The sequence below is a fragment of the Streptomyces sp. NBC_01410 genome, from assembly GCF_045040195.1.
Lineage (GTDB): Bacteria > Actinomycetota > Actinomycetes > Streptomycetales > Streptomycetaceae > Streptomyces.
The window spans coordinates 4469687-4496551 of the sequence record NZ_CP109530.1; the positions used below are offsets into that span (position 1 = coordinate 4469687).

At 68.4% G+C, this 26865-nt stretch carries 26 protein-coding genes, 3 tRNA genes and 1 pseudogene; 18 read left to right on the forward strand and 12 right to left on the reverse strand.

Annotated elements, in window-relative coordinates; genetic code table 11:
- The 4 genes from OG741_RS20460 (at nt 1) to OG741_RS20475 (ending at nt 2970) form a co-directional block, all read left to right on the forward strand.
- Complete coding sequence (locus OG741_RS20460) at nt 1–636, forward strand: DUF3566 domain-containing protein (protein WP_405599903.1); 636 nt, start codon at nt 1–3, stop codon at nt 634–636.
- Between the two features lie 69 nt (nt 637–705).
- Nucleotides 706–782, forward strand: a tRNA-Ile gene (locus OG741_RS20465).
- A 176-nt stretch (nt 783–958) separates the two neighbouring features.
- Complete coding sequence (locus OG741_RS20470; protein WP_003958712.1) at nt 959–1093, forward strand: DLW-39 family protein; 135 nt, start codon at nt 959–961, stop codon at nt 1091–1093.
- A gap of 407 nt (nt 1094–1500) precedes the next feature.
- Nucleotides 1501–2970, forward strand: a complete 1470-nt coding sequence (locus OG741_RS20475) for a hypothetical protein (RefSeq protein WP_405599905.1) — start codon at nt 1501–1503, stop codon at nt 2968–2970.
- Nucleotides 2971–2986: 16 nt separating this feature from the next.
- Here OG741_RS20475 and OG741_RS20480 read toward each other — a convergent pair whose 3' ends face one another.
- Nucleotides 2987–4342, reverse strand: a complete 1356-nt coding sequence (locus OG741_RS20480) for a protein kinase domain-containing protein (protein WP_405599906.1) — start codon at nt 4340–4342, stop codon at nt 2987–2989.
- A gap of 46 nt (nt 4343–4388) precedes the next feature.
- Nucleotides 4389–4937, reverse strand: a complete 549-nt coding sequence (locus OG741_RS20485) for a DNA-binding protein (RefSeq protein ID WP_266480554.1) — start codon at nt 4935–4937, stop codon at nt 4389–4391.
- A gap of 182 nt (nt 4938–5119) precedes the next feature.
- Between OG741_RS20485 and OG741_RS20490 the strand changes: the two genes are divergently transcribed.
- Nucleotides 5120–5192 (forward strand) — tRNA-Ala (locus OG741_RS20490).
- A gap of 216 nt (nt 5193–5408) precedes the next feature.
- Nucleotides 5409–5810, forward strand: a complete 402-nt coding sequence (locus OG741_RS20495; protein ID WP_405599909.1) for a DUF6344 domain-containing protein — start codon at nt 5409–5411, stop codon at nt 5808–5810.
- A 55-nt stretch (nt 5811–5865) separates the two neighbouring features.
- Here the strand turns inward: OG741_RS20495 and OG741_RS20500 are convergent, their stop codons facing one another.
- Nucleotides 5866–6546: a DUF5324 family protein gene (locus tag OG741_RS20500; RefSeq protein WP_405599910.1), complete on the reverse strand. Its 681-nt coding sequence runs from the start codon at nt 6544–6546 to the stop codon at nt 5866–5868.
- Between the two features lie 273 nt (nt 6547–6819).
- Here OG741_RS20500 and OG741_RS20505 point away from each other — a divergent pair, with 273 nt between their 5' ends.
- A complete protein-coding gene (locus OG741_RS20505) occupies nt 6820–7353 on the forward strand; it encodes a peptidylprolyl isomerase (RefSeq protein ID WP_405599912.1) in 534 nt (177 codons plus the stop codon).
- A 132-nt stretch (nt 7354–7485) separates the two neighbouring features.
- Nucleotides 7486–8382, forward strand: coding sequence for a rhomboid family intramembrane serine protease (locus tag OG741_RS20510; RefSeq protein ID WP_405599913.1), 897 nt, complete (start codon nt 7486–7488; stop codon nt 8380–8382).
- Nucleotides 8383–8638: 256 nt separating this feature from the next.
- On the opposite strand, the gene crgA is transcribed toward OG741_RS20510, so the two are convergent.
- Entirely contained in the window at nt 8639–8896 is a 258-nt protein-coding gene (crgA, locus tag OG741_RS20515) for a cell division protein CrgA (RefSeq protein WP_142214706.1), read from the reverse strand.
- Nucleotides 8897–9038: 142 nt separating this feature from the next.
- Here crgA and OG741_RS20520 point away from each other — a divergent pair.
- The 6 genes and pseudogenes from OG741_RS20520 to OG741_RS20545 all read left to right on the forward strand — a co-directional run bounded on the left by OG741_RS20520 (nt 9039) and on the right by OG741_RS20545 (nt 13391).
- Nucleotides 9039–9853 (forward strand): annotated as a pseudogene (locus tag OG741_RS20520) (DUF881 domain-containing protein).
- Between the two features lie 14 nt (nt 9854–9867).
- The gene (locus OG741_RS20525; protein WP_405599915.1) at nt 9868–10587 is read left to right on the forward strand and encodes a class E sortase; all 720 of its coding nucleotides are present in this window, start codon (nt 9868–9870) and stop codon (nt 10585–10587) included.
- A 56-nt stretch (nt 10588–10643) separates the two neighbouring features.
- Nucleotides 10644–10817 carry a hypothetical protein gene (locus OG741_RS20530; protein WP_266480533.1) on the forward strand — a complete coding sequence of 58 codons (174 nt, stop codon included), beginning with the start codon at nt 10644–10646 and terminating at the stop codon, nt 10815–10817.
- On the forward strand, nt 10814–11452 hold the full coding sequence (locus OG741_RS20535; RefSeq protein WP_405599917.1) for an aminodeoxychorismate/anthranilate synthase component II: 639 nt from the start codon (nt 10814–10816) through the stop codon (nt 11450–11452). The genes OG741_RS20530 and OG741_RS20535 overlap by 4 nt, the downstream gene beginning before the upstream one ends.
- Nucleotides 11449–12660, forward strand: coding sequence for a class E sortase (locus tag OG741_RS20540; protein WP_405599920.1), 1212 nt, complete (start codon nt 11449–11451; stop codon nt 12658–12660). Before OG741_RS20535 ends, OG741_RS20540 begins: the two co-directional genes overlap by 4 nt.
- A 56-nt stretch (nt 12661–12716) precedes the next feature.
- On the forward strand, nt 12717–13391 hold the full coding sequence (locus OG741_RS20545; RefSeq protein WP_405599923.1) for a class E sortase: 675 nt from the start codon (nt 12717–12719) through the stop codon (nt 13389–13391).
- 144 nt (nt 13392–13535) lie between these two features.
- Here OG741_RS20545 and pknB read toward each other — a convergent pair whose 3' ends face one another.
- The 6 genes from pknB to OG741_RS20575 form a co-directional block, all read right to left on the reverse strand.
- Nucleotides 13536–15494, reverse strand: a complete 1959-nt coding sequence (gene pknB, locus OG741_RS20550; RefSeq protein ID WP_405599925.1) for a Stk1 family PASTA domain-containing Ser/Thr kinase — start codon at nt 15492–15494, stop codon at nt 13536–13538.
- A 168-nt stretch (nt 15495–15662) separates the two neighbouring features.
- Nucleotides 15663–17129, reverse strand: a complete 1467-nt coding sequence (locus tag OG741_RS20555) for a peptidoglycan D,D-transpeptidase FtsI family protein (protein WP_405599927.1) — start codon at nt 17127–17129, stop codon at nt 15663–15665.
- Nucleotides 17126–18541 (reverse strand): FtsW/RodA/SpoVE family cell cycle protein, encoded by a 1416-nt coding sequence (locus OG741_RS20560; RefSeq protein WP_405599929.1) that lies wholly within the window; start codon nt 18539–18541, stop codon nt 17126–17128. Before OG741_RS20560 ends, OG741_RS20555 begins: the two co-directional genes overlap by 4 nt.
- Nucleotides 18542–18566: 25 nt before the next feature.
- Nucleotides 18567–20066, reverse strand: a complete 1500-nt coding sequence (locus OG741_RS20565) for a PP2C family protein-serine/threonine phosphatase (protein ID WP_405599931.1) — start codon at nt 20064–20066, stop codon at nt 18567–18569.
- 129 nt (nt 20067–20195) lie between these two features.
- Entirely contained in the window at nt 20196–20708 is a 513-nt protein-coding gene (locus OG741_RS20570) for an FHA domain-containing protein (protein ID WP_266480513.1), read from the reverse strand.
- Nucleotides 20709–20718: 10 nt separating this feature from the next.
- Nucleotides 20719–21576 carry an FhaA domain-containing protein gene (locus OG741_RS20575; protein WP_405599934.1) on the reverse strand — a complete coding sequence of 286 codons (858 nt, stop codon included), beginning with the start codon at nt 21574–21576 and terminating at the stop codon, nt 20719–20721.
- 313 nt (nt 21577–21889) lie between these two features.
- Here OG741_RS20575 and OG741_RS20580 point away from each other — a divergent pair.
- Both OG741_RS20580 and OG741_RS20585 read left to right on the forward strand, forming a co-directional pair.
- Nucleotides 21890–21973 (forward strand) — tRNA-Leu (locus OG741_RS20580).
- Between the two features lie 339 nt (nt 21974–22312).
- Nucleotides 22313–23212 (forward strand): aminoglycoside phosphotransferase family protein, encoded by a 900-nt coding sequence (locus tag OG741_RS20585; protein WP_405599937.1) that lies wholly within the window; start codon nt 22313–22315, stop codon nt 23210–23212.
- 54 nt (nt 23213–23266) lie between these two features.
- Here OG741_RS20585 and crcB read toward each other — a convergent pair whose 3' ends face one another.
- Both crcB and OG741_RS20595 read right to left on the reverse strand, forming a co-directional pair.
- Nucleotides 23267–23641, reverse strand: a complete 375-nt coding sequence (gene crcB, locus OG741_RS20590; RefSeq protein ID WP_405599940.1) for a fluoride efflux transporter CrcB — start codon at nt 23639–23641, stop codon at nt 23267–23269.
- The gene (locus OG741_RS20595; protein ID WP_405599942.1) at nt 23638–23985 is read right to left on the reverse strand and encodes a DUF190 domain-containing protein; all 348 of its coding nucleotides are present in this window, start codon (nt 23983–23985) and stop codon (nt 23638–23640) included. Before OG741_RS20595 ends, crcB begins: the two co-directional genes overlap by 4 nt.
- Before the next feature lie 296 nt (nt 23986–24281).
- On the opposite strand from OG741_RS20595, the gene OG741_RS20600 reads away from it, so the two are divergent.
- Together OG741_RS20600 and OG741_RS20605 are read left to right on the forward strand one after the other, a co-directional pair.
- On the forward strand, nt 24282–25976 hold the full coding sequence (locus OG741_RS20600; protein WP_405599944.1) for a sensor histidine kinase: 1695 nt from the start codon (nt 24282–24284) through the stop codon (nt 25974–25976).
- Nucleotides 25977–26013: 37 nt separating this feature from the next.
- On the forward strand, nt 26014–26682 hold the full coding sequence (locus tag OG741_RS20605; protein WP_405605673.1) for a response regulator: 669 nt from the start codon (nt 26014–26016) through the stop codon (nt 26680–26682).
- The last annotated feature ends 183 nt before the right edge of the window (nt 26683–26865 follow it).

Here is a 26865-nt window from a genome sequence, read left to right on the forward strand (position 1 = left end):
GTGAGTGGAGCCACGGGCGCCGGATCGGCCGCATCCGGAGCGAACGGTGCCCGTGGCCCTGCCGCGGACTCCCAGGGGGTTACGGTGACGGACACCCGGGGGCCCATGCCCCCGCACGAGACGTACGGCGGCGAGCAGCCGGCGCCGCAGCAGCCTGCGCAGCCGTATCACCCGCCGCAGGCATACCCCTCGCCCCAGGGCGGGGGCGCGCCTCAGCCGGGCGCGGCTGTACGCCGGCCGCGCACCGGGGCCCGTACGACGCCGCGTACGCGCAAGGCGCGGCTGCGGGTGGCCAAGGCCGATCCGTGGTCCGTGATGAAGGTCAGCTTCCTGCTCTCCATCGCGCTGGGCATCTGCACGGTGATCGCGTCAGCGGTGCTGTGGATGGTCATGGACGCGATGGGTGTCTTCTCCACCGTCGGCGGGACGATCAGCGAGGCGACCGGCTCCAACGAGAGCAATGGATTCGACCTTCAGTCGTTCCTGTCGCTGCCGCGCGTGCTCATCTTCACCTCCGTCATCGCGGTGATCGATGTGGTGCTGGCCACAGCTCTGGCCACCCTCGGAGCCTTTATCTACAACCTCTCCGCGGGTTTCGTGGGCGGCGTCGAGCTCACCCTCGCCGAGGACGAGTGAGACAGGACAACCGATTTTGGGACTGGCCCCGACGTGCGCTAATCTTCATGAGTCAGCGCGCAGCGCGGCGGGGCTATAGCTCAGTTGGTTAGAGCGCATCCCTGATAAGGATGAGGCCACAGGTTCAAATCCTGTTAGCCCCACCAGCTTGATTCGGCCCGGACGGAGTTTCTCCGTCCGGGCCGATCGCTTTGTCCGGGGCCGGAGTTGGGGCGCCCGGAGGTCGTACGCTGGTCCTACGCAGGTCACCGATCGGTATCGGTCGGTGTGTATAGTCGGGCGCCAGAAGTCCTCATACGTCAAGGAAAGACGAGGTCGCGCGGTGAAGAAGCTTCTCCTGGTCGCACTGGCCGCCATCGGCGGGCTCCTCGTGTACCGCCAGATCCAGGCGGATCGCGCCGAGCAGGATCTGTGGACGGAGGCGACCGACTCCGTGCCCGCAGGTTCGGGTGTGTGAGACGCAGCAATCTTGAAACCACTGAGCCCCGGTCGCTGAAGCGGCCGGGGCTCAGTGCTGCCCGCCCCCTTTCTTGGCCGTCCGGTGCCGTTGCGTGAACGTGACAATCTTGGTCTTGAGTTCGCCTGAGCAAATCAATAGCTTGCAAGAGCAAACTTTGGGGGCGCTGCTCGCCGTGGTGGCGGGACCGCTGCCGGGTGCGAGCGCTGCGGGGCAGACAGCGCGGGCCGAAGGGCTGGGGGACGGGAAGTCGCCGTCACGCCGGGTGATTCGGCCGCCCGCGAAGACAGCCGAGTGGCTGCCGGGGCAGGATGGTCCGGCACCGCGACCGCTGCGGCGGCCGACTGCGCGGTCGTCCTGATCGTGGGCCTGGTGCTCTTACTGGTACGGCGGACAAGGAGAAGCGCGTGAAGAGGCAGCGCGGCACGGGCCGGGTGACGCTGGCGGCCATGGCGGCGATGTGCGCGGTGGCGGCGCTGCCCGGGCAGTCATGGGCGGCCGGCGAGCCCAATCCGTACACCTTCGACAGCGAGGCCAAGACCGTCAAGGGCGCCCCGGTCAACAGTGACGGGCCGTCTCTTACGGCCGGATCGACGTACAAGGACACGATCAAGCCGGGCGAGAAGCGCTACTACCGGGTCGATCTCGATGCCAAGACCAACGCCTACATCTCGGCCGTCGCCGTCCCCAAGCCGGCGACGAAGCTGTCGTACGCGGACAAACTCTCGGTGAGCATCGAGGACCGCTCGGGGTACAAGTGCGGTGACGAGGACGCCCAGTTCGGATCGGCCTTGTACGCCAGGCCGGTCGCCGCGTATGCCGACCGGACGATCGCGAAGGACACCAGCAACTGCCAGGAGGCGGGCGCGTACTACGTGCTCCTGCAGCGGTCGAAGGCAGACACCTCCACGCCCGAGCCGTGGGACGTGGAGATCCGTTTCGCCTCCGAGTCCGGGCTGAAGTCCCAAGGCCCCACCGCGCCGGCCGAGAACTGGCCGTCCGCATCCCCCGCGGCGCCCGGAGGCGGCCCCGGGAAGCGGCACGGCGGCACGAGCTTCACCCATGCCACGAGCCTGAAGCAGGGCGAGTGGCAGGACACGATCACCCCCGGCCAGACGCTCTTCTACCGGGTGCCGGTCGACTGGGGACAGCAGCTCTTCGCCAGCGCCGACCTCGGAAGCAGTACGGCGCCCGACAGTGCGAAGAGCGTCAACAATGCCCTGGTGCTGTCCCTGCACAACCCGGCCCGTGGATACGTCGATGACGCGTCGAGTCTGTACTACGACGGCAAGCAGAAGTCGCTGGCGCTGGACCCGCTGCCGCCGGTGGCGTACGAGAACCGATACGACTCCACGAGTTCCACCAATGCCATGCGGTTCGCCGGCTGGTACTACCTCTCGGTCACGCTCAACCCGGAGATCGGCAAGGAGTACGGCACGAAGGCCATTCCGCTGACGCTGCGCGTGAACGTCGAGGGCGAGGTGCGGGGTGCTCCGGCGTACGACGGGCCCGCCGGGGACTTCCAGGTCACCAAGGACGACCAGGAGGCCGCGGACAGCGGGAAGAGCGCGCCGCAGGCGGCGAAGAGCGACACGATGCAGCTGGTCGCCGCCGCGGGGATCGGCGCGGGGACCGTGCTGGTGCTGGGACTCGGCGTGTGGACCCTGCTGGCGCGGCGGCGGACGGCCGGGTCGCCGGCGCAGGGACCTGCTCACGCGGCTCCGGTGGCTCAAGTCACGGATGCTGCCGCTCCGTTCCCGGCGCAGGGACCGGCGGCGGGGCAGGTGCCAGGACAGGTGGCCGGTGTGCACGGCCAGGTTCCGGGCCAGGCACCTGGCCAGGCGCCCGGGCAGTACGGCCCGCCGCCCACCTGGTAGTTCAGGAGCCGCGGGATCAGGCCTGGGTCAGCGCCCAGATGCCCACCGCGAAGCAGAGCAGCGCGACAAGCAGCACCGGGACCGCGACCTTCGGGGGCGGTCCCGGTCGTTTGCGGGCCGCCGTCGGAACTGGCGCGTGCGCGTGCGGAACCTGCGGGCTCTGCGCCGTGTAAGCACGGGTGAGGGCTTGTTCGTACGGCACCGCGGCGGTGGGAGCGGTCGGGGACTGCACGGACTGCTCGGGCGCGGGGGCGTACAGCGGGGAAGCGCTGTGGGCCGGTGCGGGCGTGGGGGTGGGAGTCGGTGTGGGCGTCGGCTCCGAGGCCGCCGGCATGGGGGGCGGAGTGGACGGCTGGGCCGTGTAAGGGAGTTGGGCGGACGGCTGCTGCGGTGGCGGGGCCAGATGGAAGCTGCCCGTCTGCGACGGCGGGAGCGGCTGCTGTACGTGAGCCTGCTCGGCCTGGGCAGCCGGTGCGGTGTCCCGTGCTGGGCCGGTCGGGCCGTCGGGGCCGAATCCGGCGGGGAGCGGGCCGATCTGGTCGAAGATCTCGACGGGCTCGTCGTCGGCACCGGGCTCCGGGAGCATCTCGACAGCCGCCGTGAGCGCCTTGCGCGCCCCCGTGGCGGTACGGAACCGAACCTGCGGATCGGGCTGCAGCAGACCGGCGAGCACCTGCCACAGCGGTTCGGGGATGCCCTGAGGGGCACCAGGAGTCCCGATGTTGGCGAAGTGCTCGACCAGCGCTCTGGAGTCGGGCTTCTTGCCCTGGAGCAGATAGAGCGCGACGAGACCGACCGCGAAGAGATCGGCAGTGAAGTCCGGCTCCGCGCCCATCATCTGCTCGGGCGCGAAGTAACCGGGCGTGCCCACCACATAGTTGGTCTCGGTGAGCCGTGGCTCACCCTTGCGCATCGAGATCCCGAAGTCGGACAGCCGCAGATGCGGCCGTCCGGTCCCGGTGGCCTCCATCAGGATGTTCGCCGGCTTGATGTCGCGGTGCACGACCCCCTCCGCGTGCACCGCGGCCAGACCGGACAGCAGCTGATCGAGCAGCGTGCACACAAAACGGGGCGGCAGCGGGCCGTAGTCCCCGATGACATGCGCCAGCGACCCGCCGCTCACCAGGTCCATGGTGAACAGCACCTTGTCGTCGTCCGCGGCCCAGCTGGCCGGAGCGAGGACATGGGGATGATCGATCCGCAGGGCCTGTTCGCGGACGAAGCGCAGCAGGGTGTGCGCATCGCTCTGCTGCAGCACCTTGGCCGCCACATAGCGACGGCGCCGCTGGTCCCAGGCTCGCCACACCGCACCGACACCGCCGCGACCGATCGGGTCGATCAGTTCGTACCGACCAGCGAAGACCTCACCCATTGCGCTGCGCCCGCTCCCCGTTCCCTCGTGAGGCCGACTGCCTCGGTCAGCTCTGATGCGACTCGTAGTGGGCGACGGCGTCGGCCGTGCGACCGGCGCCGTACACCCGGAGGAACTCTGCCAGTTCGGGGTGGCTCGGGGCGAGAGAGTCCGCCGCATCGATGATGTCGCCCGCCGCGGCAACCGAACGAAGCAGCGACTGGATCTCGCGTACGACACGGCGAACTGTCGGCGCTCCGGAGCTGCTTGTGCTCTGGCTGGTGCCGGTCAGCACGGAGCCGCCCTGCGACTTCTTGATCTCTTCCATCCGGTCCGTCGCCTCGACCGCGCTGACACTGCCGTCGGCGACCTGACTCGCCAGATCCTGCAGCGCCTGCACCCGCTGGACCACCGCGGGGTTGCCGATCTTGGCGCGCTGGCCGCTCATCAGCTGGGAGAGCATCGGAGCCGACAGCCCGAGCACCGCGGCAAGGCGGGCCTGGTTCAGGCCCAGATCATCGATGAGCCGACGGAACAGCGCCCCCAGAGGCTCTCCGTACCAGCTGCGCTGCAGCTCTCTGGCTCTTGCGGTTGTTTCCTGCTGCACTGCGTCCATTGCGTCTCCCCATCGCTTTTCCCCAAAGCGGGCTTCGCTGCTGCGAACCTCGACGAGCATCTTACGGAGAGTGGTCGCCCACCGGGAGTCCCAATCCTTTTGCAGGATTCCGGGGGTCACCCGGTACTCTGGTCTGCGGCGGTGGCCGAGGCACGCTTCTGCTCTGCCGTACCCACCCTTCCGGGGCCTTAGCTCAGTTGGTAGAGCGCTGTCTTTGCATGGCAGATGTCAGGGGTTCGACTCCCCTAGGCTCCACAGCGACAAGGGCGCTCCGATCTGTCGAGAACAGATCGGAGCGCCCTTTTTCACTGCCTTGTACTGCCTCTCCGCCCCGCCCGCACCGTGGAATGGGCCGTCCGGGTGGTGTTCATCGGAAGAACTGCGCAGCGGCGGCGTCGCTCCCCCACTTCCCGAGATGCGTACACATCATGAGAAAGGTATGTAGATCGCTCAACCCGAAAGCGAGGGGTCATGGCCGCCATCAAGGTCAGAAATCTGTGGACCGCGCTCATCAGCGCGTTCTTTGCGCTGCTTGCCTCGGTGGGGCTGACCACCGCCACCGCCGCCGCGCGCCGGCCGGCTGTCGGGACGCCCAAGGCGCCGGTCCTGCCGCAGCAGGTGCGCCGGCAGACCGTACGGCCGACGGTGCCCGCGCCCAGTACGCGATGGAGCCCCGCTACACAGTGGAGCCCCGTCGCGCGCGACAGATCGCTGCCGCCCACCATCAAGCAGCGCATCCGAGCCGAGGCCCATGGATCGTCGCCGGCCACCCGTCACCTGCCCGCGACCGACGCCGACAGTGCCGACATCCCGGACATCGGGTCGAGCCCGTCACCTGCCCGCGTCGCCGACACGGCGCCCGCCTCGGCATGAGGCGCCGGGACCGCTCACCTCTCCCGGCGCCACCTGCCCCACGGGCGGTATGCGATCAGCGCTCATCGTCGCGGTCGGCAGCCTCCGCCTCGTCCTGCTTCGCCTGCACCTCGGGGTCCAGGTCTCCCTGCTCACTGCCGTCGACGGACGACAGCGGGGCTCGGTCGGAGACCTCCGTGGCAGCGGGCGGTTCCACCAGCCAGTCGGGGTTGGCCTGCTTGTCCCACCACTTCCAGGCCGCGACCGCCCCACCGACCAGCACACCGACGATCGCGAGACCCTTGGCGAGCCGCGCGGCCTTCGAGCGCCGCTCGTGCTTCCTCACCAGCTTCTGAATTTCCTTCGCCGTCACCTGTCCGCGCAGTGCGGCCAGTGCGGCAGCGGAGCGGGCCAGAGCCTCCTCCCGTACGGGCAGAGCGACGGCCACCGCCTGCTCCACACGCGGAACGGTGTAATCCGCCGCCTGACGAGCCGCCCTCCGAGCCTGAACCGCGGCTCGGTGCGCTGCCTCGTCCACCTTCGGCGGCACACGCGGCGCAACACGCGCGTCGTACTGAACACGGGCCTGAGTAGCGGCCTTGGAGACTGTGGGCGCGAGCCGTACGCGGGCCTCGTGCGCATAGTGCGCGGCCTGGTCCTTGGCCGTACCGGCGTAGGGCGCCACCACTTCCGCGGCGTGCAGCACGCTGTCCTTCGCCGTACCGGTCGCGGCGCGCACGCTGTCCATGCGGGTCACGGGATCCTCCTCCTCGGTGGCGTTCTGGGTGGCTGGGCTTTACTTCCAGTTAGGCACAGTTTCGCCTTTCCACCCGTTTGGAAATCATGCCTGTTGAGTGCGGCCTCGGCATGCGGGGCGGGCATCCGGGTCATGTAGGGACCTTGCGGACGACGATGCCACGGTTCGCCCCACAACGCGCCGCTTCGTCGAGGACTCGACGCCTTTTATCCGTGGACGGCTCTCGCGTGCGAGGATCGTGTGACGTCAGAGCAGACTTACGGAAGGCAGATCGTGGCCGAGCAGCTGTACGCCACCTTGAAGACCAATCAAGGCGACATCGAGATCCGGCTACTGCCGAACCACGCGCCCAAGACGGTCAAGAACTTCGTGGAGCTCGCCAAGGGCGAGCGTGAGTGGACCCACCCGGCGACCGGAAAGAAGTCCACTGACAAGCTGTACGACGGCACGGTCTTCCACCGCGTGATCAGCGGCTTCATGATCCAGGCCGGTGACCCGCTGGGCAACGGCACGGGCGGCCCGGGGTACGAGTTCCAGGACGAGTTCCACCCGGACCTCGGCTTCGACAAGCCGTACCTGCTGGCCATGGCGAACGCCGGCCCGGGCACCAACGGCTCGCAGTTCTTCATCACCGTGTCGCCCACCGCCTGGCTGACCCGCAAGCACACCATCTTCGGCGAGGTCAGCAGCGAGACCGGCAAGAAGGTCGTGGACGCGATTGCCTCCACCCAGACCAACCCGCGCACCGACCGCCCGGTGAGCGATGTCGTGATCGAGTCGGTCGTCGTGGAGACCCGCGAGGGCTGAGCCCCGCAGTGCCCCTGTGGCGCCCCCGGGGATCCTCAGGGACCCGAGGGGACCCGAGGGGAACCAATTCGCCCCGCTCATCCGTATGGATGGGCGGGGCGGTGTGTTGAGCTAGGGAGACAGAGGGACCTCATGGACCAGGCGCCAGGCAGTGGGCAGCAGCCGCAGGACGCGCACGGCCCCAGCTGCTACCGGCATCCGGGCCGCGAGACGGGCATCAGGTGCACCCGTTGCGAGCGGCCCATCTGCACGGAGTGCATGGTCAGCGCGTCGGTCGGATTCCAGTGCCCGGAATGTGTCCGTTCGGGATCCGGTACGGGACACGCCCCGTCGGCCACGCGACCGCGGACCATCGCGGGCGGCACGGTCACCGCTGATCCGCGCCTGCTGACGAAGCTCCTGATCGCGATCAACCTCGCCGTCTTCCTGCTGCAGCTGTCGCTCGGGGACCGGTTCACCGACCAGTTCGACCTGATCGGGCGCGCCTTCGTCCCGGTGCTCGGAGATGTCGAGGGCGTCGCGGAGGGGCAGTGGTACCGGCTGCTGACGTCGATGTTCCTGCACGGCAGCTATATCCACATCGCGTTCAACATGCTCAGCCTGTGGTGGATCGGCGGCCCTCTGGAAGCCGCCCTCGGACGCGCGCGCTACCTCACCCTGTACGTGCTCTCCGGCTTTGCGGGCAGCGCGCTGACGTATCTGCTCGCCGACGCGAACCAGCCCTCGCTCGGCGCCTCCGGCGCCGTCTTCGGCCTCTTCGGCGCGACCGCCGTGCTCATGCGGCGAATGAACTACGACATGCGGCCGGTCATCGCACTGCTGGTGATCAACCTGATCTTCACCTTCAACCCGGCGTTCAACATCGCCTGGCAGGCCCATATCGGCGGGCTCGTCGGCGGTGTCGTGGTCGGGTACGCCATGGTGCACGCGCCGACCGAGCGCCGGGCTCTGGTCCAGTACGGCACCTGCGCACTGATCCTGGTCGCGGTGATCGTCACCGTGGTGGCCAGGACCGCCGCGCTCACCTGAGCGAGACCTTTCCCCAAAGTTGTCCACAGCGTGTGGTCGATCTTGTGCATGCTGTGGGGAACAAGCGTGCCCCTTGTCGCTGAGCTGGGTTTTCCCAGCAGAGACAAGGGGCAGGACGCTTCATCAAGATGGCCGATGCAGTCACACCGGCGTCAATGCTTTGAGGGTTATCCACAGATCGTCTGAACTTTTCCCCACTGTGGACAACGCTGTGGATAACCTCGGGGCAGGGCTTGACGACGAGGCTGCGGAGAAGCTACTTCCACTGGGTCGATACGCCGAAGCCGGCGGCGATGAAGCCGAAGCCGGCAACGATGTTCCAGTTGCCGAAGCTCTTGATCGGAAGGTCGCCCTCAGTGACATAGAAGAGGACGATCCAGGCCAGGCCGATCAGGAACAGCGCGAGCATCACCGGTGCGACCCAGCTGCGGCTGGTCAGCTTGATGCTGGTCGCCTGCTTCGACGCCGGCGGCGGCGTGAAGTCGGCCTTCTTGCGGATACGTGACTTCGGCACGAGGGACTCTCCTGTCGATGCGCTGCGTGACCGCGCAGGGAACTGTGGCTTGACGCCAGGGGCTGGAGCGAGGGGGACCACCGCCTCCCCCGGGCGTCCGTTAGCGTAGTGCTTCCGCGGCGCCTAAGGAGATAAGGGTACGTTGAGCAATTCTGCCGACTCCCCCCAAGGTCCGGACAACCGCTTCGACGAACAGGAAGGTGGCGAAGCTCGATGAGGGGTGGTGGTCGGGTGACGGGCGGGACTGTCCGGCTCTTGACGGCTGCCGTGTTCGCCCTCGCCGGGCTGATCTTCGTGACCAGCTTCAACACCGCCAAGGGCACCAATATCCGTACGGACGCGTCGATGCTGAAGCTCTCCGACCTGATCCAGCAGCGCAGCACCAAGAACGCCGACCTGGACGAGTCCACCGCGGCGGTACGGGACGACGTCGACTCGCTCGCCCGGCGCGACGACGGCTCCACCAAGGCCGAGGACGCCAGGCTCGGCGCCCTGGAGAAGGCCTCGGGCACCTCGTCGGTCACCGGACCCGCTCTCAGCGTCACCCTCAACGACGCCCCGCCGAACGCACAGGCAGCCCCCGGCTACCCCGAGCCGCAGGCCAACGACCTGGTCATCCACCAGCAGGACCTGCAGGCCGTCGTGAACGCTCTGTGGCAGGGCGGCGCCAGGGGCATCCAGGTCATGGACCAGCGGCTCATCTCCACCAGCGCCGTGCGCTGCGTCGGCAACACGCTGATCCTCCAGGGCCGCGTCTACTCCCCGCCGTACAAGGTCACGGCCGTCGGCGACCGGGGCGCGCTCAAGAAGGCGCTCGCCGAATCCCCCGCGATCCAGAACTACCAGCTGTATGTGAAGGCCTACGGGCTCGGCTGGAAAGTCGCTGAGCGCAAGGCGGTGACTCTCCCCGGCTACTCGGGCACAGTGGATCTCCACTACGCGAAGCCCGTGCAGTAGCCCCTGGGGGGACGGTGGGACGGACGGCATCGGTACGGCTGATCGTCAGGACCTTCAGCGAACTCTGCATCACCGCCGGCACCTTGATCGTGCTCTTCGTCGTGTACGTAGCGTTCTGGACCGGAATCAAGGCAGCGGGCGCCACCGACGGGCAGATCGACAGGCTCCAGGAGGAGTGGTCGCAGGGTCCGGTCCAGGCTCCCGCCGCCACTCCTGCTCCGGAGCGCACGACGACACCCGCCCCTGGCGCCCCCAAGGAGTACCGCGACGGCAAGCCCTTCGCGGTCATGTACATCCCCCGCTTCGGCAGGAGTTGGGACTGGCCGGTCCTGGAAGGCACCTCGCCGGGCACCCTCAAGAAGGGCCTCGGGCACTACGCCTCCACCACCGTCCTCGGCGGCAGCGGCAACTTCTCGGTCGCCGGCCACCGGCGCACGTACGGCGATCCCTTCAAGGACTTCCCGGAGCTGCGGCCGGGTGACGCGGTGGTGCTGACGGACGGGACGACCTGGTTCACGTACCGCGTCGACCGGGAGCCCTACCGGACCGTCCCGAGCGACACCGGCGTCATCGACCCCGTCCCCAGGAAGCCGGGCTTCGACGGGCCGGGACGCTATCTGACGCTGACCACCTGTGATCCGGAGTGGGGCAGCAGCCACCGGCTGATCGCCTGGGCGCATCTGGACGCCACCCAGCCTGTGACCGACGGCAAACCCGAAGCTTTGCGCAGCTGACCCATGTGCCCCTGCCGCCCTTTAGTCTGGTGCGGTACCAAACGGAAAGGGACAGCATGTACGGCTGGATCTGGCGGCATCTGCCGGGCAACGCATGGGTGCGGGCAGTTCTCTCGCTCGTGCTGATCCTCGCGGTCGTCTACGTGCTGTTCCAGTACGTCTTCCCATGGGCGGAGCCGCTGCTTCCGTTCAACGATGTGACGGTCGACGGAGCAGGGGCGGCCCGATGAGCGCGCGCATCCTGGTCGTCGACAACTACGACAGCTTCGTCTTCAACCTCGTCCAGTACCTGTACCAACTGGGTGCGGAGTGCGAGGTCGTGCGCAACGACGAGGTGGCGCCGGCACATGCGCAGGACGGCTTCGACGGGGTGCTGCTGTCCCCCGGACCCGGAGCACCCGAGCAGGCAGGTGTGTGCATCGAGATGGTGCGCCACTGCGCCGACACCGCGGTGCCGGTCTTCGGCGTCTGCCTGGGGATGCAGTCGATGGCGGTGGCGTACGGCGGTGTGGTGGGCCGGGCTCCCGAGCTGCTGCACGGCAAGACCTCGCCGGTCACGCACGAGGGTAAGGGCGTCTTCGCGGGGCTGCCTTCGCCGTTCACGGCGACCCGCTACCACTCGCTGGCCGCGGAGCCGGCGGAGCTCCCGGACGAGCTGGAGGTCACGGCACGGACCGCGGACGGCATCATCATGGGGCTGCGCCACCGTGAACTGGCCGTCGAGGGCGTGCAGTTCCACCCCGAGTCGGTCCTCACCGAGCACGGGCATCTGATGCTCGCCAACTGGCTCGAGCAGTGCGGCGACACCGGGGCCGTCGAGCGTTCGGCGGGGCTCGCACCGGTGGTGGGCAAGGCTGTGGCGTGAACGCCCGGCGTCCTGAGGACGGGTATGAGTACGACCCGCTGACGGATCCCTCCCCTACGGCTCCGCCGTGGGGAGACCCCATGCCGCCGGGGGAGCAGGGGTCGCCCTGGTTCGGGGCGACGGACGCTCCGGACGCGGGGCACGCTCACGCCCCTGAGGCCGAGGTGCCCCAGCCTCAGGAGTGGTCCGGCTACCGCCAGTACTCCGGAGACGACCCGGAGGGCTATCAGCGGGACTGGTACGCCCAGCCGCAACCGGAAGCGGAACCTGGGGCGGCGCTGTACGAGACCGTCGCGATCCCCCAGCAGATGTCCGGGCCGATACCAGTACCGGACGACGAGACCGTCGCCCTGCGTACGGAGGACACCCGGCGCGCGGCACAGGCGCCCGCGGGTCCCGGCCGTGCCGAGCGGCGCCGGGCTGCCAAGGCCCGGGGCCACAGGCGCCCGGGGCCCGCTTCTGCCGCCCCGGACACCTCCGCGACGCCCGCCAAACCTCTCTCACGCGTCGAGGCCCGCCGCGCCGCGCGTGCCGCGAAGGACAGCCCCGCCGTCATCGCGAGCCGCGCCATCGGTGAGCTCTTCATCAGCTTCGGCGTGCTGATGCTGCTGTTCGTGACGTACCAGCTCTGGTGGACGAACATACGCGCGGGGCAGCAGGCCAGCCAGGAGACGAACAAGATCCAGGACGACTGGGCCAAGGGCCGTCAGCCCGGTGCGTTCGAGCCCGGGCAGGGCTTCGCCATCATGCACATCCCCAAGCTGGACGTGGTCGTCCCGATCGCCGAGGGCATCAGCAAGCACAAGGTCCTCGACCGCGGCATGGTGGGCCACTACGGCGAGGGGAAGCTCAAGACCGCGATGCCCTCGGACAAGGCGGGCAACTTCGCGGTCGCGGGTCACCGCAACACCCACGGAGAACCGTTCCGGTACATCAACCGTCTACAGCCGGGGGACCCGATCGTCGTCGAGACGCAGGACGCGTACTACACGTACAAGATGGCGAACATCCTCCCGCAGACCTCACCGTCGAACGTGAGTGTGATCGCTCCGGTGCCGGAGGGCGCCGGATTCGACGGACCGGGCAGGTACATCACGCTGACGACGTGTACGCCGGAATTTACGAGTACGTATCGAATGATCGTGTGGGGCAAGATGGTCGACGAACGACCGCGCAGCAAGGGCAAACCCGACGCGCTCGTCGGCTGAAAACGGTTGGTTCGGTTCGGTGGGTGCGGTGGGACTTCAAGACGGGAAAAGGTGCAGTGTCACGTGCGCGTAGCCGGGCCGCCGGTGTCATCAGTGTCTTCGGCGAACTGCTGATCACCGCGGGCGTGGTGCTGGGGCTCTTCGTCGTCTACTCACTGTGGTGGACGAACGTCCTCGCCGACCGTGCGGCCTCCAAACAGGGCGACCAGATGCGCGACGGCTGGGCGAGCAGCCCCGGCGCCCTCGACACCAAGGACGGCATCGGCTTCCTCCACGTACCCGCCATGAGCAACGGCGAGGTGCTGGTGAAGAAGGGCACCGATTCCCAAAGCCTCAACGACGGCATCGCGGGCTACTACACGGACCCGATCAAGTCGGCGCTCCCCTGGGACGGCAAGGGCAACTTCACGCTGGCAGCGCACCGCGACGGCCATGGAGCGAAGTTCCACAACATCCACAAGCTGAAGGACGGGGACCCGATCGTCTTCGAGACGCGGGACACCTGGTACGTCTACAAGGTCTTCAAGGAGCTTCCGGAGACCTCGAAGTACAACGTGAACGTGCTGCAGCCGGTCCCGAAGGAGTCGGGCAGGACGAAGTCCGGCCGGTACATCACGCTGACGACGTGCACGCCCGTCTACACGTCGGACTTCCGCTACATCGTGTGGGGCGAGCTGGTGCGCACGCAGAAGGTCGACGCGGACCGTACGCCGCCGGCGGAGCTGCGCTGACTGAGCTCCTTGGAGGAGCTCAGCCGTCCTGGGCTCGGCGTACGGCGGTGATGCCGCCCTCGGTGCGCACAGCAGATGGCAGGCAGCAGGAGGCCCCGGTCACCCGATGAGGGGTGCCGGGGCCTCCTGCTTTGCGGTCCGGGGCTAGCCGAAGATTCCGCCGTCGTTCCCGCCGTTGTTGCCGCCCCCGCCGCCGTCAATGGTCTGCACATTGATCTGCTGGCCGGGAGTCGCCGGTGAACCGGCCGCCGGGTCCTGAACAATGATCCGGGCCCTGTCGTCGTTCGGACCGTTGACGGCGCCGAGCTGCAGACCTGCCTGAGCGAGGATCTGCTTGGCCTCGCCGATCGTCTTGTTGAACAGCTGAGGCACCTGAGCGGTCTGCTGCGGGCCCTTGGAGACCTGCAGCGTGACCGTGGCACCCTTGGCGGCCTTCGAGTTGCCCGTCGGGTCCTGCGTGATGACCGTGCCCACCGGCTGATCGGAGTCCACGTCCACCCGCGTGACCGTGAACTCGAGGGTCTCGAGCTGGCTCTTGGCGTCGTCGAACAGCCGACCCACGACGGGAGGCACGGTGACCTTGGCCTGCTTGGCCACGGTGAGCGTGACCTCGGTGCCCTTCTCGGCCTCGGTGCCACCCGATGGATCTTGCTTGAGGACCTTGCCCGGCTCCTCGTCGGACTCAATCTCCGTGGTTTCGACCCGGAAGGCCTTGCCCTCTAGGATCTCCTTCGCCCGCTCCACTTTCTTGTCGAGTACATCGGGGACCTCGACCTTGGGTGCGCCCTCCGAGACGACGACCTGGACGGTCTCGCCCTGCTGCATATTCCCGTTGGCCGGTGTCTGGCTGCAGATGCTGCCCTTCGGCTGCTCGCAGCGCGCCGTACTCGATTGGGCGACCTTGACGCCGGCGTTCGTCCCGAGCGTCTGGGCTTCCCTCAGCGTCTTACCGACGAGCTGCGGCACCGGCACATCGCCGCCGCCGCCGTCACCGCCGCCGAAGACCGCCTTGCCGATCAGCACCGCGCCGACGAGCACCAGGATGCCCGCGAGGATCAGCAGGATCGTCGAGGTGTTCGACTTCTTCTGGCGTCGGCGGTCCGGGCGGTCGTCGTAGCCGTAGCCCCCGTCGTCCGGGTTCATCGGCGGAAGCATCGACGTCTGGCCCGCCGGGTCGGCCTGGCGCAGCGCCGTGGTCGGCTGGTCCTCGGGGGCGTATCCGCCGTAGCCGACCGCGCCCATCGCCGCCGTCGCCGCGACCGGCTGGCCGTCGAGGCAGGCCTCGATGTCCGCGCGCATCTCGTCGGCCGACTGGTAACGGTAGTCGGGGTCCTTGACCAGGGCCCTCAGGACGATGGCGTCCATCTCGGGCGTGATCTCGGGGTCGAAGTTGCTCGGCGGCTGCGGCTCCTCGCGTACATGCTGGTAGGCCACCGCCACCGGGGAGTCGCCCACGAAGGGCGGACGGACGGTGAGGAGCTCGTAGAGCAGACAGCCGGTGGAATACAGGTCGGAGCGGGCGTCGACCTGCTCGCCCTTGGCCTGCTCCGGGGAGAGGTACTGCGCGGTGCCGATGACCGCCGCGGTCTGGGTCATCGTCATCCCGGAGTCGCCCATGGCGCGGGCGATGCCGAAGTCCATGACCTTGACCTGGCCGGTGCGCGTCAGCATGACGTTCGCCGGCTTGATGTCGCGGTGGACGATCCCGTTGCGGTGGGAGTACTCCAGCGCCTGGAGGATGCCGATGGTCATCTCGAGCGTGCGCTCGGGAAGCAGCTTGCGCCCGGAGTGCAGCAGCTCTCTGAGTGTGGAGCCGTCGACGTACTCCATGACGATGTACGGGATCGAGACCCCGTCGACGTAGTCCTCGCCCGTGTCGTAGACCGCGACGATTGCCGGGTGGTTGAGCGAGGCGGCCGACTGGGCCTCACGGCGGAACCGGGCCTGGAAGGACGGGTCACGGGCGAGATCGGCCCGCAGCGTCTTCACGGCGACGGTGCGGCCGAGCCGGGTGTCGTGGGCGAGGTAGACCTCTGCCATGCCACCACGGCCGAGCACCGAGCCCAGTTCGTACCGGCCGCCGAGGCGACGCGGCTCTTCCATAACTGTTCCAGCCCTCTCCGTCAGTCCCGACCGCACCCGTGTGTGGTCCGGCGGTGTGCTGTTCGCGCATACGCTACCGGCCACGCACCACCTGATCGGCCCGCGACCGTCACCTGATACCCGACCGGTATCGCAATGTGCAGGTATGGACGCCGGACGTGATCCGCGTCACTTCTTGCTGTCCAGTACGGCCTGCATCACGGACTTGGCGATGGGGCCGGCGAGGCCACCGCCGGTGATGTCGTCGCGCTTGGCTTCGCTGTCCTCGACGATGACCGCGACTGCGACGGGCGATCCGTCGGCGGTCTTCGCGTACGAGATGAACCAGGCGTACGGGTTCTTGCTGTTGTTCTCGCCGTGCTGGGCGGTACCGGTCTTGCCGCCGACGGTGACGCCGTCGATCTTGGCCTTGCCGCCCGTGCCGTTCGGGCTCTCGACGACGTTCTGCATCATTTCCTGGAGGAGCTGCGCGTTCTTCTGGGAGAGCGGGCGGCTCATCTCCTGCGGCTCGGTCTTCTCGATGACGTCCAGGTTGGGCGCTTCAAGCTGGTCGATCATGTACGGCTTCATCAGCTTGCCGTCGTTGGCGATCGCCGCCGCGACCATGGCCATCTGAAGGGGCGTCGTGGCGGTGTTGAACTGGCCGATGGAGGAGAGCGCGTTGCCGGGCCGGTCCATGTTCTTGTCGTAGACGGAGCCGGCGGCACGTACCGGAGTGTCGATCTCGGCGTTGTTGAAGCCGAACTTCTGCGCCGTCTCCAGCATCTTGTCCCGGCCGACCTGGTCACCGAGCTTGGCGAAGACGGAGTTGCACGAGACTTCCAGCGCCTTCATCAGGCTGGCGTTCTTGCAGCCGTTGGCGTGGTTGACCATCGGCGTGCGGGTGTTGGGCAGGATGTACGGCTCCGGGGTGTCCGTCGCCGAGTTGATGTCGTCGATCACGCCGTGCTCCAGCGCAGCGGCCGCGGTGACCACCTTGAAGGTGGAGCCGGGCGGGTAGACCTCGCGAAGCGCGCGGTTGAGCTTCGGCTTGTTCTTGTCCTTCTCGAGGGTCACCCATGCCTTCTCGTCCTTGGCCGAGTAGCCGGCGAAGGTCGAGGGGTCGTACGAAGGAGTCGAGGCGAGCGCGAGGATCTTGCCGGTCTGCGGGTCGATGGCCGCGACGGCGCCCTTCTTGTTGCCCAGGCCCTGGTAGGCGGCCTTCTGCGCGGCGCCACTGAGCGTCGTGACGACGTTGCCACCCTTCTTCTTGTCGCCGGTGAACATCGCCATCGTGCGGTCGAAGAACAGCTGGTCGGAGTTACCGGTGAGTATGCTGTCCTGAAGCTTCTCGATCTGGTTGGCGTCGTATGCCTGGGAGGCGTAGCCGGTGACCGGGGCCCACATGGCGCCGTCGATGTAGGTGCGCTTGTACTTGTAGAACTTGTCGTTCGTCGCCGTGGAGCCCGTGATCGGCTTGCCGTCCACGATGATGTTGCCGCGCTCGTAGGCGTATCGCTCGATCAGTACGCGCTTGTTGTTCTCGTGGGTGTTGAGCTCCTTGCTCTGCATGTACTGGACCCAGTTGGTACGGATCAGCAGGGCGAGGATGAGCAGGCCGCAGAAGATCGCGACCCGGCGCAAGGGCTTGTTCACGGTCGGACCACCTGGGTCATTTCGGCGTCGGGGGACGGGGCAGGGGACGGCGCCGGTCGGCGCGCGGTGTCGCTGATCCGGATCAGGATGGCGATGAGTGCCCAGTTGGTGATGACGGAGGAACCGCCCTGCGCGAGGAACGGCATGGTCATACCGGTGAGCGGAATCAGGTTGAGGACGCCGCCGGCGACGATGAAGACCTGTAGGGCGAAGGCCGAGGACAGGCCGATGGCGAGCAGCTTGCCGAACGGGTCGCGGGCCGCGAGCGCGGTGCGCACTCCGCGCTGCACGATCAGCGCGTAGATCAGGAAGATCGCCATCATTCCGGCGAGGCCCAGCTCCTCGCCGACCGTTCCGAGGATGAAGTCGCTCTTCGCGGCGAAGTTGATCAGATCCGAGTTGCCCTGTCCGAGGCCTGTGCCGATGGTCCCTCCAGAGCCGAACGCGAACAGCGCCTGCGCGGCCTGGTCGGAGATCAGGCCCTGGGGCCGCTGGTCGGGCGGCAGGAAGATCGCCATCGGGTTGAGCCATGCTGCGACACGGGCCTTGACGTGCGGCTCGAAGGAGGCGACGACCACGGCGCCCACCGCAGACATCAGCAGGCCGAAGACGATCCAGCTGGTCCGCTCGGTGGCCACGTAGAGCATGACCACGAACATTCCGAAGAAGAGGAGTGAGGTACCGAGGTCGGTCTCGAAAACGAGGATGAGGATGCTGAGCATCCACACGGCGAGGATGGGGCCGAGGTCACGGCCGCGAGGCAGGTAGAGCCCCATGAAACGACGGCTGGCCAGGGCAAGGGCGTCGCGCTTCACCATCAGGTAGCCGGAGAAGAAGATCGCGATGATGATCTTCACGAACTCGCCGGGCTGGAGCGAGAGCGGACCGAGCCGGATCCAGATCTTCGCGCCGAAGTTCGCGCTGTCCGCGGGGAAGAATGCCGGTGCTGCCAGCAGGATCAGCGCGAGGACCATCGAGATGTAGGTGAAGCGCTGCAGGACGCGATGGTCCTTGAGGAACACCAGCACACCGATGAACATGGCGACGCCGAGCGCCGACCACATCAGCTGGTTGGGGGCGGCGGCACCCTGGTAGGCCAGTCTCGGTGACTGGTCCAGTCGCCAGATCAGGACCAGGCCAAGGCCGTTGAGCAGTGTCGCCAGCGGCAGCAGCAGCGGGTCTGCGTACTTGGCGAACTTGCGCACCACGAGGTGGCCGATGCTTGCCAGCAGGCCCAGCCCGAGGCCGTAGGCGAGCATGCCGGCCGGGAGCTCACCATTGAGCGCGAGGCCCACATTGGCGTAGGCGAACACCGGAATGACAACGGCGAACGCGAGCAGCATCAGCTCGGTGTTTCGGCGGCTCGGTGCTTCGATCGCGCCGATCGTGGTGGTGTTGGTGACAACGCTCATGGTGGAGAAGGCCCCCTACGGCCGATTACTGCTTTCCGCAGTTCGCGGCCAGCTTCTGCTCCTCCTCCGAGAGGGTGGGGCCCGGAGTGGGAGTAGGTGCGGTCGGCTTGGTCTGTGCGTTCTGGGTGGTCGGCTTGCCGGTGGTGCCGCCGGCCTGGCCCTCACCGGGTGGCGGAGTGCTGGCGCGGTCCGCCGCGTCGCGGCGCTGCTCGTCCTTCTTGCAGGCGGAGGCCTGCACGGCGAGCTCGTCGACCTTCGCCTTGGCCTTGCTGAGGCTCTCGGCGGTGATCGTCGCCTCGACCTGCTTGCGCTGGTAGGGCGGGAGGTACTTGAGTTCGATCTCGGGGTGGTCCTTCTCGACGTCCGAGAGCGAGACCCAGGCCAGATCCTGGCTGATGCCCTGGTAGAGCGCGACGTGCTCGTCCTTGGAGCCGACGTAGTACTGGGTCTGCGTCCAGCGGTAGCCGCCGTACAGGCCGGCGCCGACGACCCCCAGGGCGAGCACGATGTAGAAGCTTCTCTTCAGCCACTTGCGGCCGCCGCGCGGCTTGATGAAGTCGTCGTCGGTGTACGCGCCGAAGCTGCCCTCGGGCGGCATCCCGCCGTATCCCATGTCGTCGCCGCTGCCGGGCGGGCCGAAGCCGCCGCCGGGCTGCTGCGGGGGTACGGGGCGGCCGAGGCCGGCCGCGCGGCCCGCCGGGGTCTGCATGGCGCCGCCGTCGTTCAGCTGGAGCTGGTTCTCGGCGACCGCGCCGACGACGACCGGGGTGTCGTTGAGCTGCCCGGCCAGGGTGTCGTTGGAGTCGGTGTCGAGGACGTCGGCGACGATGCACGTGATGTTGTCCGGGCCGCCGCCGCGCAGCGCGAGCTGGATGAGGTCCTGGATGGTCTCCTGCGGGCCCTGGTAGCTGGCGAGGGTCTCCTCCATCGTCTGGTGGGAGACCACACCGGACAGTCCGTCCGAGCAGATCAGATAGCGGTCGCCGGCGCGGACCTCGCGGATGGAGAGGTCGGGCTCGACATGGTCGCCGCTGCCCAGCGCGCGCATCAGCAGGGAGCGCTGCGGGTGGGTGGTGGCTTCCTCTTCGGTGATCCGGCCCTCGTCGACGAGGCGCTGCACCCAGGTGTGGTCCTGCGTGATCTGCGTCAGCACGCCGTCGCGCAGCAGATAGGCGCGGGAGTCGCCGACGTGTACGAGGCCGAGGCGCTGGCCGGTCCAGAGCAGGGCGGTGAGCGTGGTGCCCATGCCTTCGAGCTGGGGGTCCTCCTCGACCATGAGCCGCAGCTGGTCGTTGGCGCGCTGTACGGCACTGCCGAGCGAGGTGAGGATGTCCGAGCCGGGCACGTCGTCGTCGAGTGTGACGAGCGTGGAGATGACCTCCGACGAGGCGACCTCGCCGGCGGCCTGTCCGCCCATGCCGTCGGCGATGGCCAGAAGGCGGGGGCCGGCATAGCCGGAGTCCTCGTTGCCCTCCCGGATCATGCCCTTGTGCGATCCGGCGGCGAAACGCAGAGACAGACTCATGCGCACCTCGCCCGTCGGCTCGGGGTACAGCCGGTCTCGAGCCACACTGCCCACCCTCCGGTCGGGAGCCCGTCCCGGTCCGCTGTCGGGACCGCTGCGGCTCGCTCGCTCCGCTCGCTCATTGTCGTACTACTTCCGCAGCTCGATGACGGTCTTGCCGATGCGGATCGGCGCGCCCAGCGGAATCGGTGTCGGGGTGGTGAGTCGGGTCCGGTCGAGATATGTGCCGTTGGTGGACCCGAGATCCTCGACGATCCACTGGCCGTCACGGTCCGGGTAGATCCTGGCATGCCTGCTGGACGCGTAGTCGTCGTCCAGCACGATTGTGGAGTCGTGCGCCCGGCCCAGGGTGATTGTCTGCCCCTGAAGCGCCACCGTGGTGCCCGTGAGGGTGCCTTCGGAGACGACCAGTTTGGTGGGCGCACCGCGCCGCTGGCGGCCGCTCGCCTGCTGCCGCTGCTGCGGAGGCGCGGCGGTCTGGCGTGCCTGCTGGGGGCGTGCGTCGGCATTGCGGCGCGAACCGCGTTGCGTGACGCGCGTCCCGAACAGGTCGCTGCGGATGACCTGAACGGCCACAATAACGAACAGCCACAGTACGGCCAGGAAACCTAGCCGCATGACCGTCAGGGTCAGCTCTGACATTGCCCCCGCTTCACCCTTCGGCTTGCCGGTAAACGATGGTGGTGCTGCCCACGACGATCCGCGAGCCGTCGCGGAGCGTAGCGCGGGTGGTGTGCTGCCCGTCTACCACGATGCCGTTGGTAGACCCGAGATCCTGGATCGTCGAGGGCGTTCCGGTCCGGATCTCACAGTGCCGGCGCGATACGCCGGGGTCGTCGATCCGCACATCGGCGTCGGTGCTGCGACCCAGCACCAGCGTCGGGCGGGAGATCTGATGGCGGGTGCCGTTGATCTCGATCCAACGTCGTACTTGAGTGCTCGGCATCGGGCCTGGGCCCGGTGCCGGGCGGCGGTCCGCGACGGGCGCGGGGCCGGGTCGGCCGGCTCCCGGAGGGGGCGCGGCCGGCATGGGAGGCGCTGCGGTGGGCGGGTAGCCGTAGCCGCCGCGGGCGCCGCCCTGGGGGGCGGCGGCGTGGCCGGGACCGGCAGGTGCCCGCTCGGGCGACTGTGACGTACTCGACGCCAGGGTGCGGCTGCGCACCCGGTACAGACCGGTGTCGAGGTCGTCCGCCTTCTCCAGGTGGACCTTGATCGGCCCCATGAAGGTGTAGCGCTGCTGCTTGGCGTAGTCGCGTACCAGTCCGGACAGTTCGTCGCCGAGCTGGCCTGAGTACGGGCTCAGGCGCTCGAAGTCGGGCGCGCTGAGCTCCACGATGAAGTCGTTGGGGACGACAGTCCGCTCGCGGTTCCAGATCGTCGCGTTGTTGTCGCACTCGCGCTGGAGGGCGCCGGCGATCTCGACGGGCTGGACCTCGGACTTGAACACCTTGGCGAAGGTGCCGTTGACCAGACCTTCGAGTCGCTGCTCGAACTTCTTCAGGACTCCCATGAGGCACCTCCTCCGTCGTTGCCGTCCTGGTACTGCTTACTGATCGTATCCACGCGTCGGGAAATCGGCTGGTTCCCCTTGTCTGCCCCGTCGATGAGTGTCACCTCTCACACGGATCGTAGAGGCGGCCTCCTGACAGTGTCCCGCACACGGGGTGCTCCAAGGAGGAGCGGGGGCGGCCGCCTTCCGTTCCCTGTTCCCCGGCACCGTCCGCGAAACAATCGGATGTGAATCCACCCTGTGCTGCGTGCTAATCTTCTGCATGTCGCCAGGCGCTCACACCGACAGGTGGGGGCAGGCGGCAGCACCCAATGCGCGGGTGGCGGAATAGGCAGACGCGCTGGATTCAGGTTCCAGTGCCCGAAAGGGCGTGGGGGTTCAACTCCCCCCTCGCGCACAGAGAGAAACCGACGAGACGGGTTCTCGCCAGAGACGAAAGTCCTGGCGGGGGCCCGTTTCGCGTTGGTGGGGCCGTGACGGCCCGAGTTCGGTACGTACCGGGTGGTTTTTACGTGAATGAGCCCACACCATGACATGCCTCACGGTGCGGTCCCGCTTGCTTGATGATCTTCCGGTGGTGTGCGATGTCACCCGGTGCCTGTCGCGGTGACCACGATGCGCAGTGTGGTCGGCAGCAGGCCTCGCAGACGGCTCCCCGGGGGTCCCGCCTGTGTTGACAGGCCTTCCCTCCAAGTCCTCCATGCCACATGGCGGAATTCTGTTCAGGACGGGTTCTATGTGTGCCGGCAAGATGCATGCCGACGAGGTGAGCACCGACGCAGCTCTTGTTCGTCGGCTCATCGCCGCTCAGTTTCCGCGGTGGGCGGGCCTTCCCGTCGAGCCGATCGACTCCGCCGGCACATCCAATGCCATGTATCGGCTGGGCCGGGACATGGTCGTACGACTGCCGCGCCTCGCGGGGGCCGCCCATGACGTGGAGAAGGAACACCGGTGGCTGCCACGGCTTGCCCCGCTGCTTCCCTGCGACATTCCCGTTCCGCTGGGCAAGGGCACGCCCGCTGTGTCGTATCCCTGGCATTGGTCCGTGTACCGATGGCTCGACGGTGAGAATCCCAGCGTCGGATCCATCGCCGAACCCGGCCTGCTCGCCGAGGACCTGGCGGAGTTCGTCACCGCGCTGCACCGGATAGATCCCGCGGACGGGCCACCCTCCTACCGGAGTGAGCCCCTGACCGACCGGGACACCGCGACACGCGCCGCGATCGCGGAACTGCGTGGAATCGTCGACACCGATGCGGCGACCACCGCCTGGGAAGCGGCCCTGCGGGCGCCGGAGTGGTCCGGCCCGGCAGTCTGGCTTCACGCGGACCTGCAGCCGGGCAATCTGCTGATGGCCCGCGGACGGCTCAGCGCAGTCATCGACTTCGGGTGTCTGGGGCTGGGCGATCCCGCAGTCGACCTGATCTCGGCGTGGTACCTGCTGCCGGCCGACACGAGGGGCGCCTTCCGGGCCGCCGTGGAACGTGATGACGCGGCCTGGGCACGAGGTCGCGGCTGGGCGCTGTCGATAGCGCTCCTGGAACTGCGGTACTACCGGCACACGAACCCGGTGATGGCGACCATCGCTCGACATGTCGTCGAGGAAGTCCTCACCGACCACGATCGCGGCGAATGACACCGGCATGACGTCGTGGCGCACGGAGCGGGAGGAGCGGGTGGGCGCGCCGGGTCAGTCCCAGAGCGCCTCGCCGAACAGCACACCGGCGAAGACGGCGCCCAGCCCGGCGACCACGCCGGCGATCACGTTGAGCGCCGCGTAGAACTTCGCCCCGTCCTCGACCAGCCGCAGCGTCTCGTAGCTGAACGTCGAGTACGTCGTGAGCGCCCCGCACAGCCCGGTCCCCAGGAACAGCTGCACGCGCGAGGAGGCCGCCCCGGCCGTCACCGCCCCGGTCAGCACACCCAGTACGAGACAGCCAACGACATTGACCGCGAAGGTCCCCCACGGGAAGACCGAGTCGTGCCTGGTCTGCACCGCCCGGTCGGTCAGGAAGCGCAACGGGGCGCCGACCGCAGCCCCCAGCGCCACCAGCAGCCAGTTCACTTGGACGTCTCCCTGCCCGCGTAGCGGATGACCTCGCAGCCGTCCAGGATCACCAGCCCCTCCGTGACCAGCTCGTCGAGCTGCGGCAGGAAGGCACGGATGCGTTCCTCGTCATCCACGATCACGATCGCCACCGGCAGGTCCTCACTCAGGGACAGCAGCCGGACGGTGTGAATCAACGAGGAGGCGCCGAACCCCTCAATTCCCTGGAACACACTCGCGCCCGCCAGACCCGCCCTGTGCGCCCGGTGCACGATCTCCGTGTACACGGGTTTGTGGTGCCACAGATCCGATTCCCCGATGAAGATCGTTACGCGCATTGCCGTGCCCGTCAGCCTGGTCATCCCTGCCTCCACGCCAGTACGCGGCGCGCCACCCACACCGCACTCCACACCGCCGCGAGCGGCGTCGGTCCCAGATACGCCAGCCTTGAACCGGCCTGGCCGCCTTCCTTCAGACGTCGAATATCCACCGCATACGTCGAGTTCGTCGTGAACCCGCCCAACACGCCTACTCGCAGGGCGCCCGGCGCAGGGCGTCCGGACCTGGACGCGCTCCCTCGCAAGGTGCGACGTTCGTCGCTCCCCGGCAAGACGAAAGTGGGGCGTGGGCGCCGGGGCGCGCTGACTAGGGTGCCACCGTGGACGCTTCATCGAGAATCCGAGCGGGCTGGGCATGGCTGGCTGCGCCCGAGCTGTGGTCGAGGCGGCGGACCGCCGGCGAGCTGGTGCTCGCGCTGGTGCTGGGCCTCATGGCCGCCGGGACCGAGGAACTGCTGGGCAGCGAGGGACTGAGGCTGCTGTTCGTCGGTGTGTCCGCCGCGCTGCTGTCCCTGCTGCGGCGCCGGATGCCGACGCCGGTCCTGGTGATAACCGGGGCGCTGGCGCCGGTCATGAGCGGCTTTGCGCCGCTGCTGATGGTCGTGGGGTGGTCGGCGGGGCGCAGGATCGTGGGCGCCGGGCGGGCGCTGGCCGCGTTCACCGTCGCGTACGTCCTCTTCATCGGCACCACGCTCGTGGACTCCTGGTCGCAGCAGGCGCAGATGACGGCGGTGCTGCTCTCCACCCTCTACTTCCTGGCGACGACGGTCGTGCCGGGACTGGCCAGCCGCTACTGGACGCAGCGCAGGACCCTGCTGCACGCCCTGCAGGAGCGCAACAGCCAGCTCCTGCGGGAGCGGGCGATGGTGGCGGGGCAGGCGCGGCTGCTGGAGCGGCAGCGGATCGCCCAGGACATGCACGACAGCCTCGGCCACCAGCTGGCGCTGATCTCCGTACACACCGGGGCGCTCGAGGTGGACCCCGGGCTGACACCACGGCAGCGGGAGGTCGTCGGCGTGCTCCGGGACGCTTCGGTGACCGCGATGCATGAGCTGCGCGAGGTCGTCGGGATTCTGCGGGACGGCGTCGAGGCTCCGCCGCCCGTGGACGAGTCGGGGCGGGCCGCGCGCGGGACGGCCGGTATCGCGGGGCTCGTGGAGGCGGCGCGTGCGGCGGGCAATGCCGTCGAGCTGCGGTGCTCGGGCGGGGCGCGGCCCCTTGCGGCGGCGGCCGACCATGCTGCCTACCGCATCGTGCAGGAGGCGCTGACCAATGCGTACAAGCACGCGCCCGGGGCCCCGATAGGCGTGGAGCTGAGATACGAGCCGGACTCCTTCGTCCTCGAGATCGTCAGCGGGGCCCCGGTTGCGCCGGCGCCGGGCGAGGTGGTCAGCGGCGGGCAGGGGCTGACCGGGCTGCGGGAGCGGGCCCGGCTGGTCGGCGGCATCGTGCACGCGGGTCCGGCGGACGGCGGGGGCTTCCGGGTGGCGGGGGTGTTGCCGTACGGAGTCGTGGAGGCGGCGCCGTTCGTCGCGACGGAGGACGACTTCCGCCAGCAGTCGCCACAGGCCGCACTCGGGAACGGTGGTCCGGTCATGGGCTGGACTGTTTCGGAGCGGGAGCTGGCGATGGGTGGACAGAAGAGAAGCAGGGGCGGCGGTCTGGCGCTGGGCTGCGGGATCGCTGTGGCGGCGTTGCTGGTACTGGGGGCAGCGGGTGTCTTCGGGCTGTTCTTCCTGGTGGGCTCGATGAATGAGGGGATGATCGACCCGGTCGAGTACGAGGAAGTGAAGATCGGGGCCGCCGAGGACGAGGTGCGTGACCGGCTGCCGAGCGGGGACACGATCGCGACCACCGGGCTGAGCGGCAAGGGCCCCCAGGAGCCTGCGGGCTCCGAATGCCTGGTGCTGATGTCCTCGGAGGTGGGAGACAACTTCGACACCGAGCCGGTGTTCCGGTTCTGCTTCAAGGACGGCAAGCTGATCGAGAAGAAGTCCTACGAGGTCAGCCGATAGGTGGAGTTGGCCGCATGGCAGGGTGTGGGGGGTGCAGGTGACACAGTCGCCGATCCGGGTTGTCATCGCTGATGACGAGCCGCTCATCAGGGCCGGGATCCGGATGATCCTCACCTCCGACCGCGGGATCGAGGTCGTGGCGGAAGCGGCCAACGGGCGCGAGGCGATCGAGTTCGCACGTTCGCACAGCGCCGATGTGGTGCTTCTCGACATCCAGATGCCGGTGCTGGACGGTCTCACGGCTCTGGGAGAGCTGCGCAGGGCGGCGCCGGCGGCACGGGTGATCGTGCTGACGACCTTCGGCGAGCGCGAGAACGTACTGCGGGCGCTGGAGCACGGCGGCGCGGGCTTTCTGCTGAAGGACACCGCGCCCGCGGAGCTGATCGGGGCGGTACGCGCGGCGGCCGCGGGGGATGCGTATCTCTCGCCCGGTGCGACCCGGCATGTGGTGGACCAGCTCGCCTCGGGGCGGGCGGCGGTGCGCGGTGAGCAGGCGCGGACGAGGGTGGCAGGGCTGAGCAGTCGCGAGCGTGACGTGCTCGCCCTGCTTGGGGAGGGGCTGTCCAACGCGGACGCCGGGCGGCGGCTGCATATGAGCGAGGCCACGGTGAAGACGTATGTGAGCCGCATCCTGGCGAAGCTGGAGTGCGAGAACCGGGTGCAGGCGGCGCTTCTGGCGCGGGATGCGGGGCTGGACGCGGGGTGATGGGAGGGGGCGCGTGCCGCCGGGACCGTTCGGCACGCGCGGCTGGCTGCCACGCGGACCGGTGGCGTGATTGACGTTTTTCCACATGGAACATCCCGGTTGCCTGTTTCACGTGAAACGCCGGGCATCGGTGAGCGGGCGCGTTGGGGCGACGCGCGTATCTGGCGACGGGCTCGGGCCCTG

What these genes read in the sequence shown, in the direction of transcription:
- OG741_RS20485 (WP_266480554.1), bottom strand. Translation starts at nt 4,937, where the DNA reads ATGGACGCAGTGCAGCAGGAAACAACCGCAAGAGCCAGAGAGCTGCAG.
- OG741_RS20565 (WP_405599931.1), bottom strand. Translation starts at nt 20,066, where the DNA reads ATGAGTCTGTCTCTGCGTTTCGCCGCCGGATCGCACAAGGGCATGATC.
- OG741_RS20595 (WP_405599942.1), bottom strand. Translation starts at nt 23,985, where the DNA reads ATGACCAGGCTGACGGGCACGGCAATGCGCGTAACGATCTTCATCGGG.
- OG741_RS20570 (WP_266480513.1), bottom strand. Translation starts at nt 20,708, where the DNA reads ATGTCAGAGCTGACCCTGACGGTCATGCGGCTAGGTTTCCTGGCCGTA.
- OG741_RS20530 (WP_266480533.1), top strand. Translation starts at nt 10,644, where the DNA reads ATGTACGGCTGGATCTGGCGGCATCTGCCGGGCAACGCATGGGTGCGG.
- OG741_RS20560 (WP_405599929.1), bottom strand. Translation starts at nt 18,541, where the DNA reads ATGAGCGTTGTCACCAACACCACCACGATCGGCGCGATCGAAGCACCG.
- OG741_RS20480 (WP_405599906.1), bottom strand. Translation starts at nt 4,342, where the DNA reads ATGGGTGAGGTCTTCGCTGGTCGGTACGAACTGATCGACCCGATCGGT.
- OG741_RS20575 (WP_405599934.1), bottom strand. Translation starts at nt 21,576, where the DNA reads ATGGGAGTCCTGAAGAAGTTCGAGCAGCGACTCGAAGGTCTGGTCAAC.
- OG741_RS20585 (WP_405599937.1), top strand. Translation starts at nt 22,313, where the DNA reads ATGTGTGCCGGCAAGATGCATGCCGACGAGGTGAGCACCGACGCAGCT.
- pknB (WP_405599925.1), bottom strand. Translation starts at nt 15,494, where the DNA reads ATGGAAGAGCCGCGTCGCCTCGGCGGCCGGTACGAACTGGGCTCGGTG.
- OG741_RS20510 (WP_405599913.1), top strand. Translation starts at nt 7,486, where the DNA reads ATGGACCAGGCGCCAGGCAGTGGGCAGCAGCCGCAGGACGCGCACGGC.
- OG741_RS20495 (WP_405599909.1), top strand. Translation starts at nt 5,409, where the DNA reads ATGGCCGCCATCAAGGTCAGAAATCTGTGGACCGCGCTCATCAGCGCG.
- OG741_RS20535 (WP_405599917.1), top strand. Translation starts at nt 10,814, where the DNA reads ATGAGCGCGCGCATCCTGGTCGTCGACAACTACGACAGCTTCGTCTTC.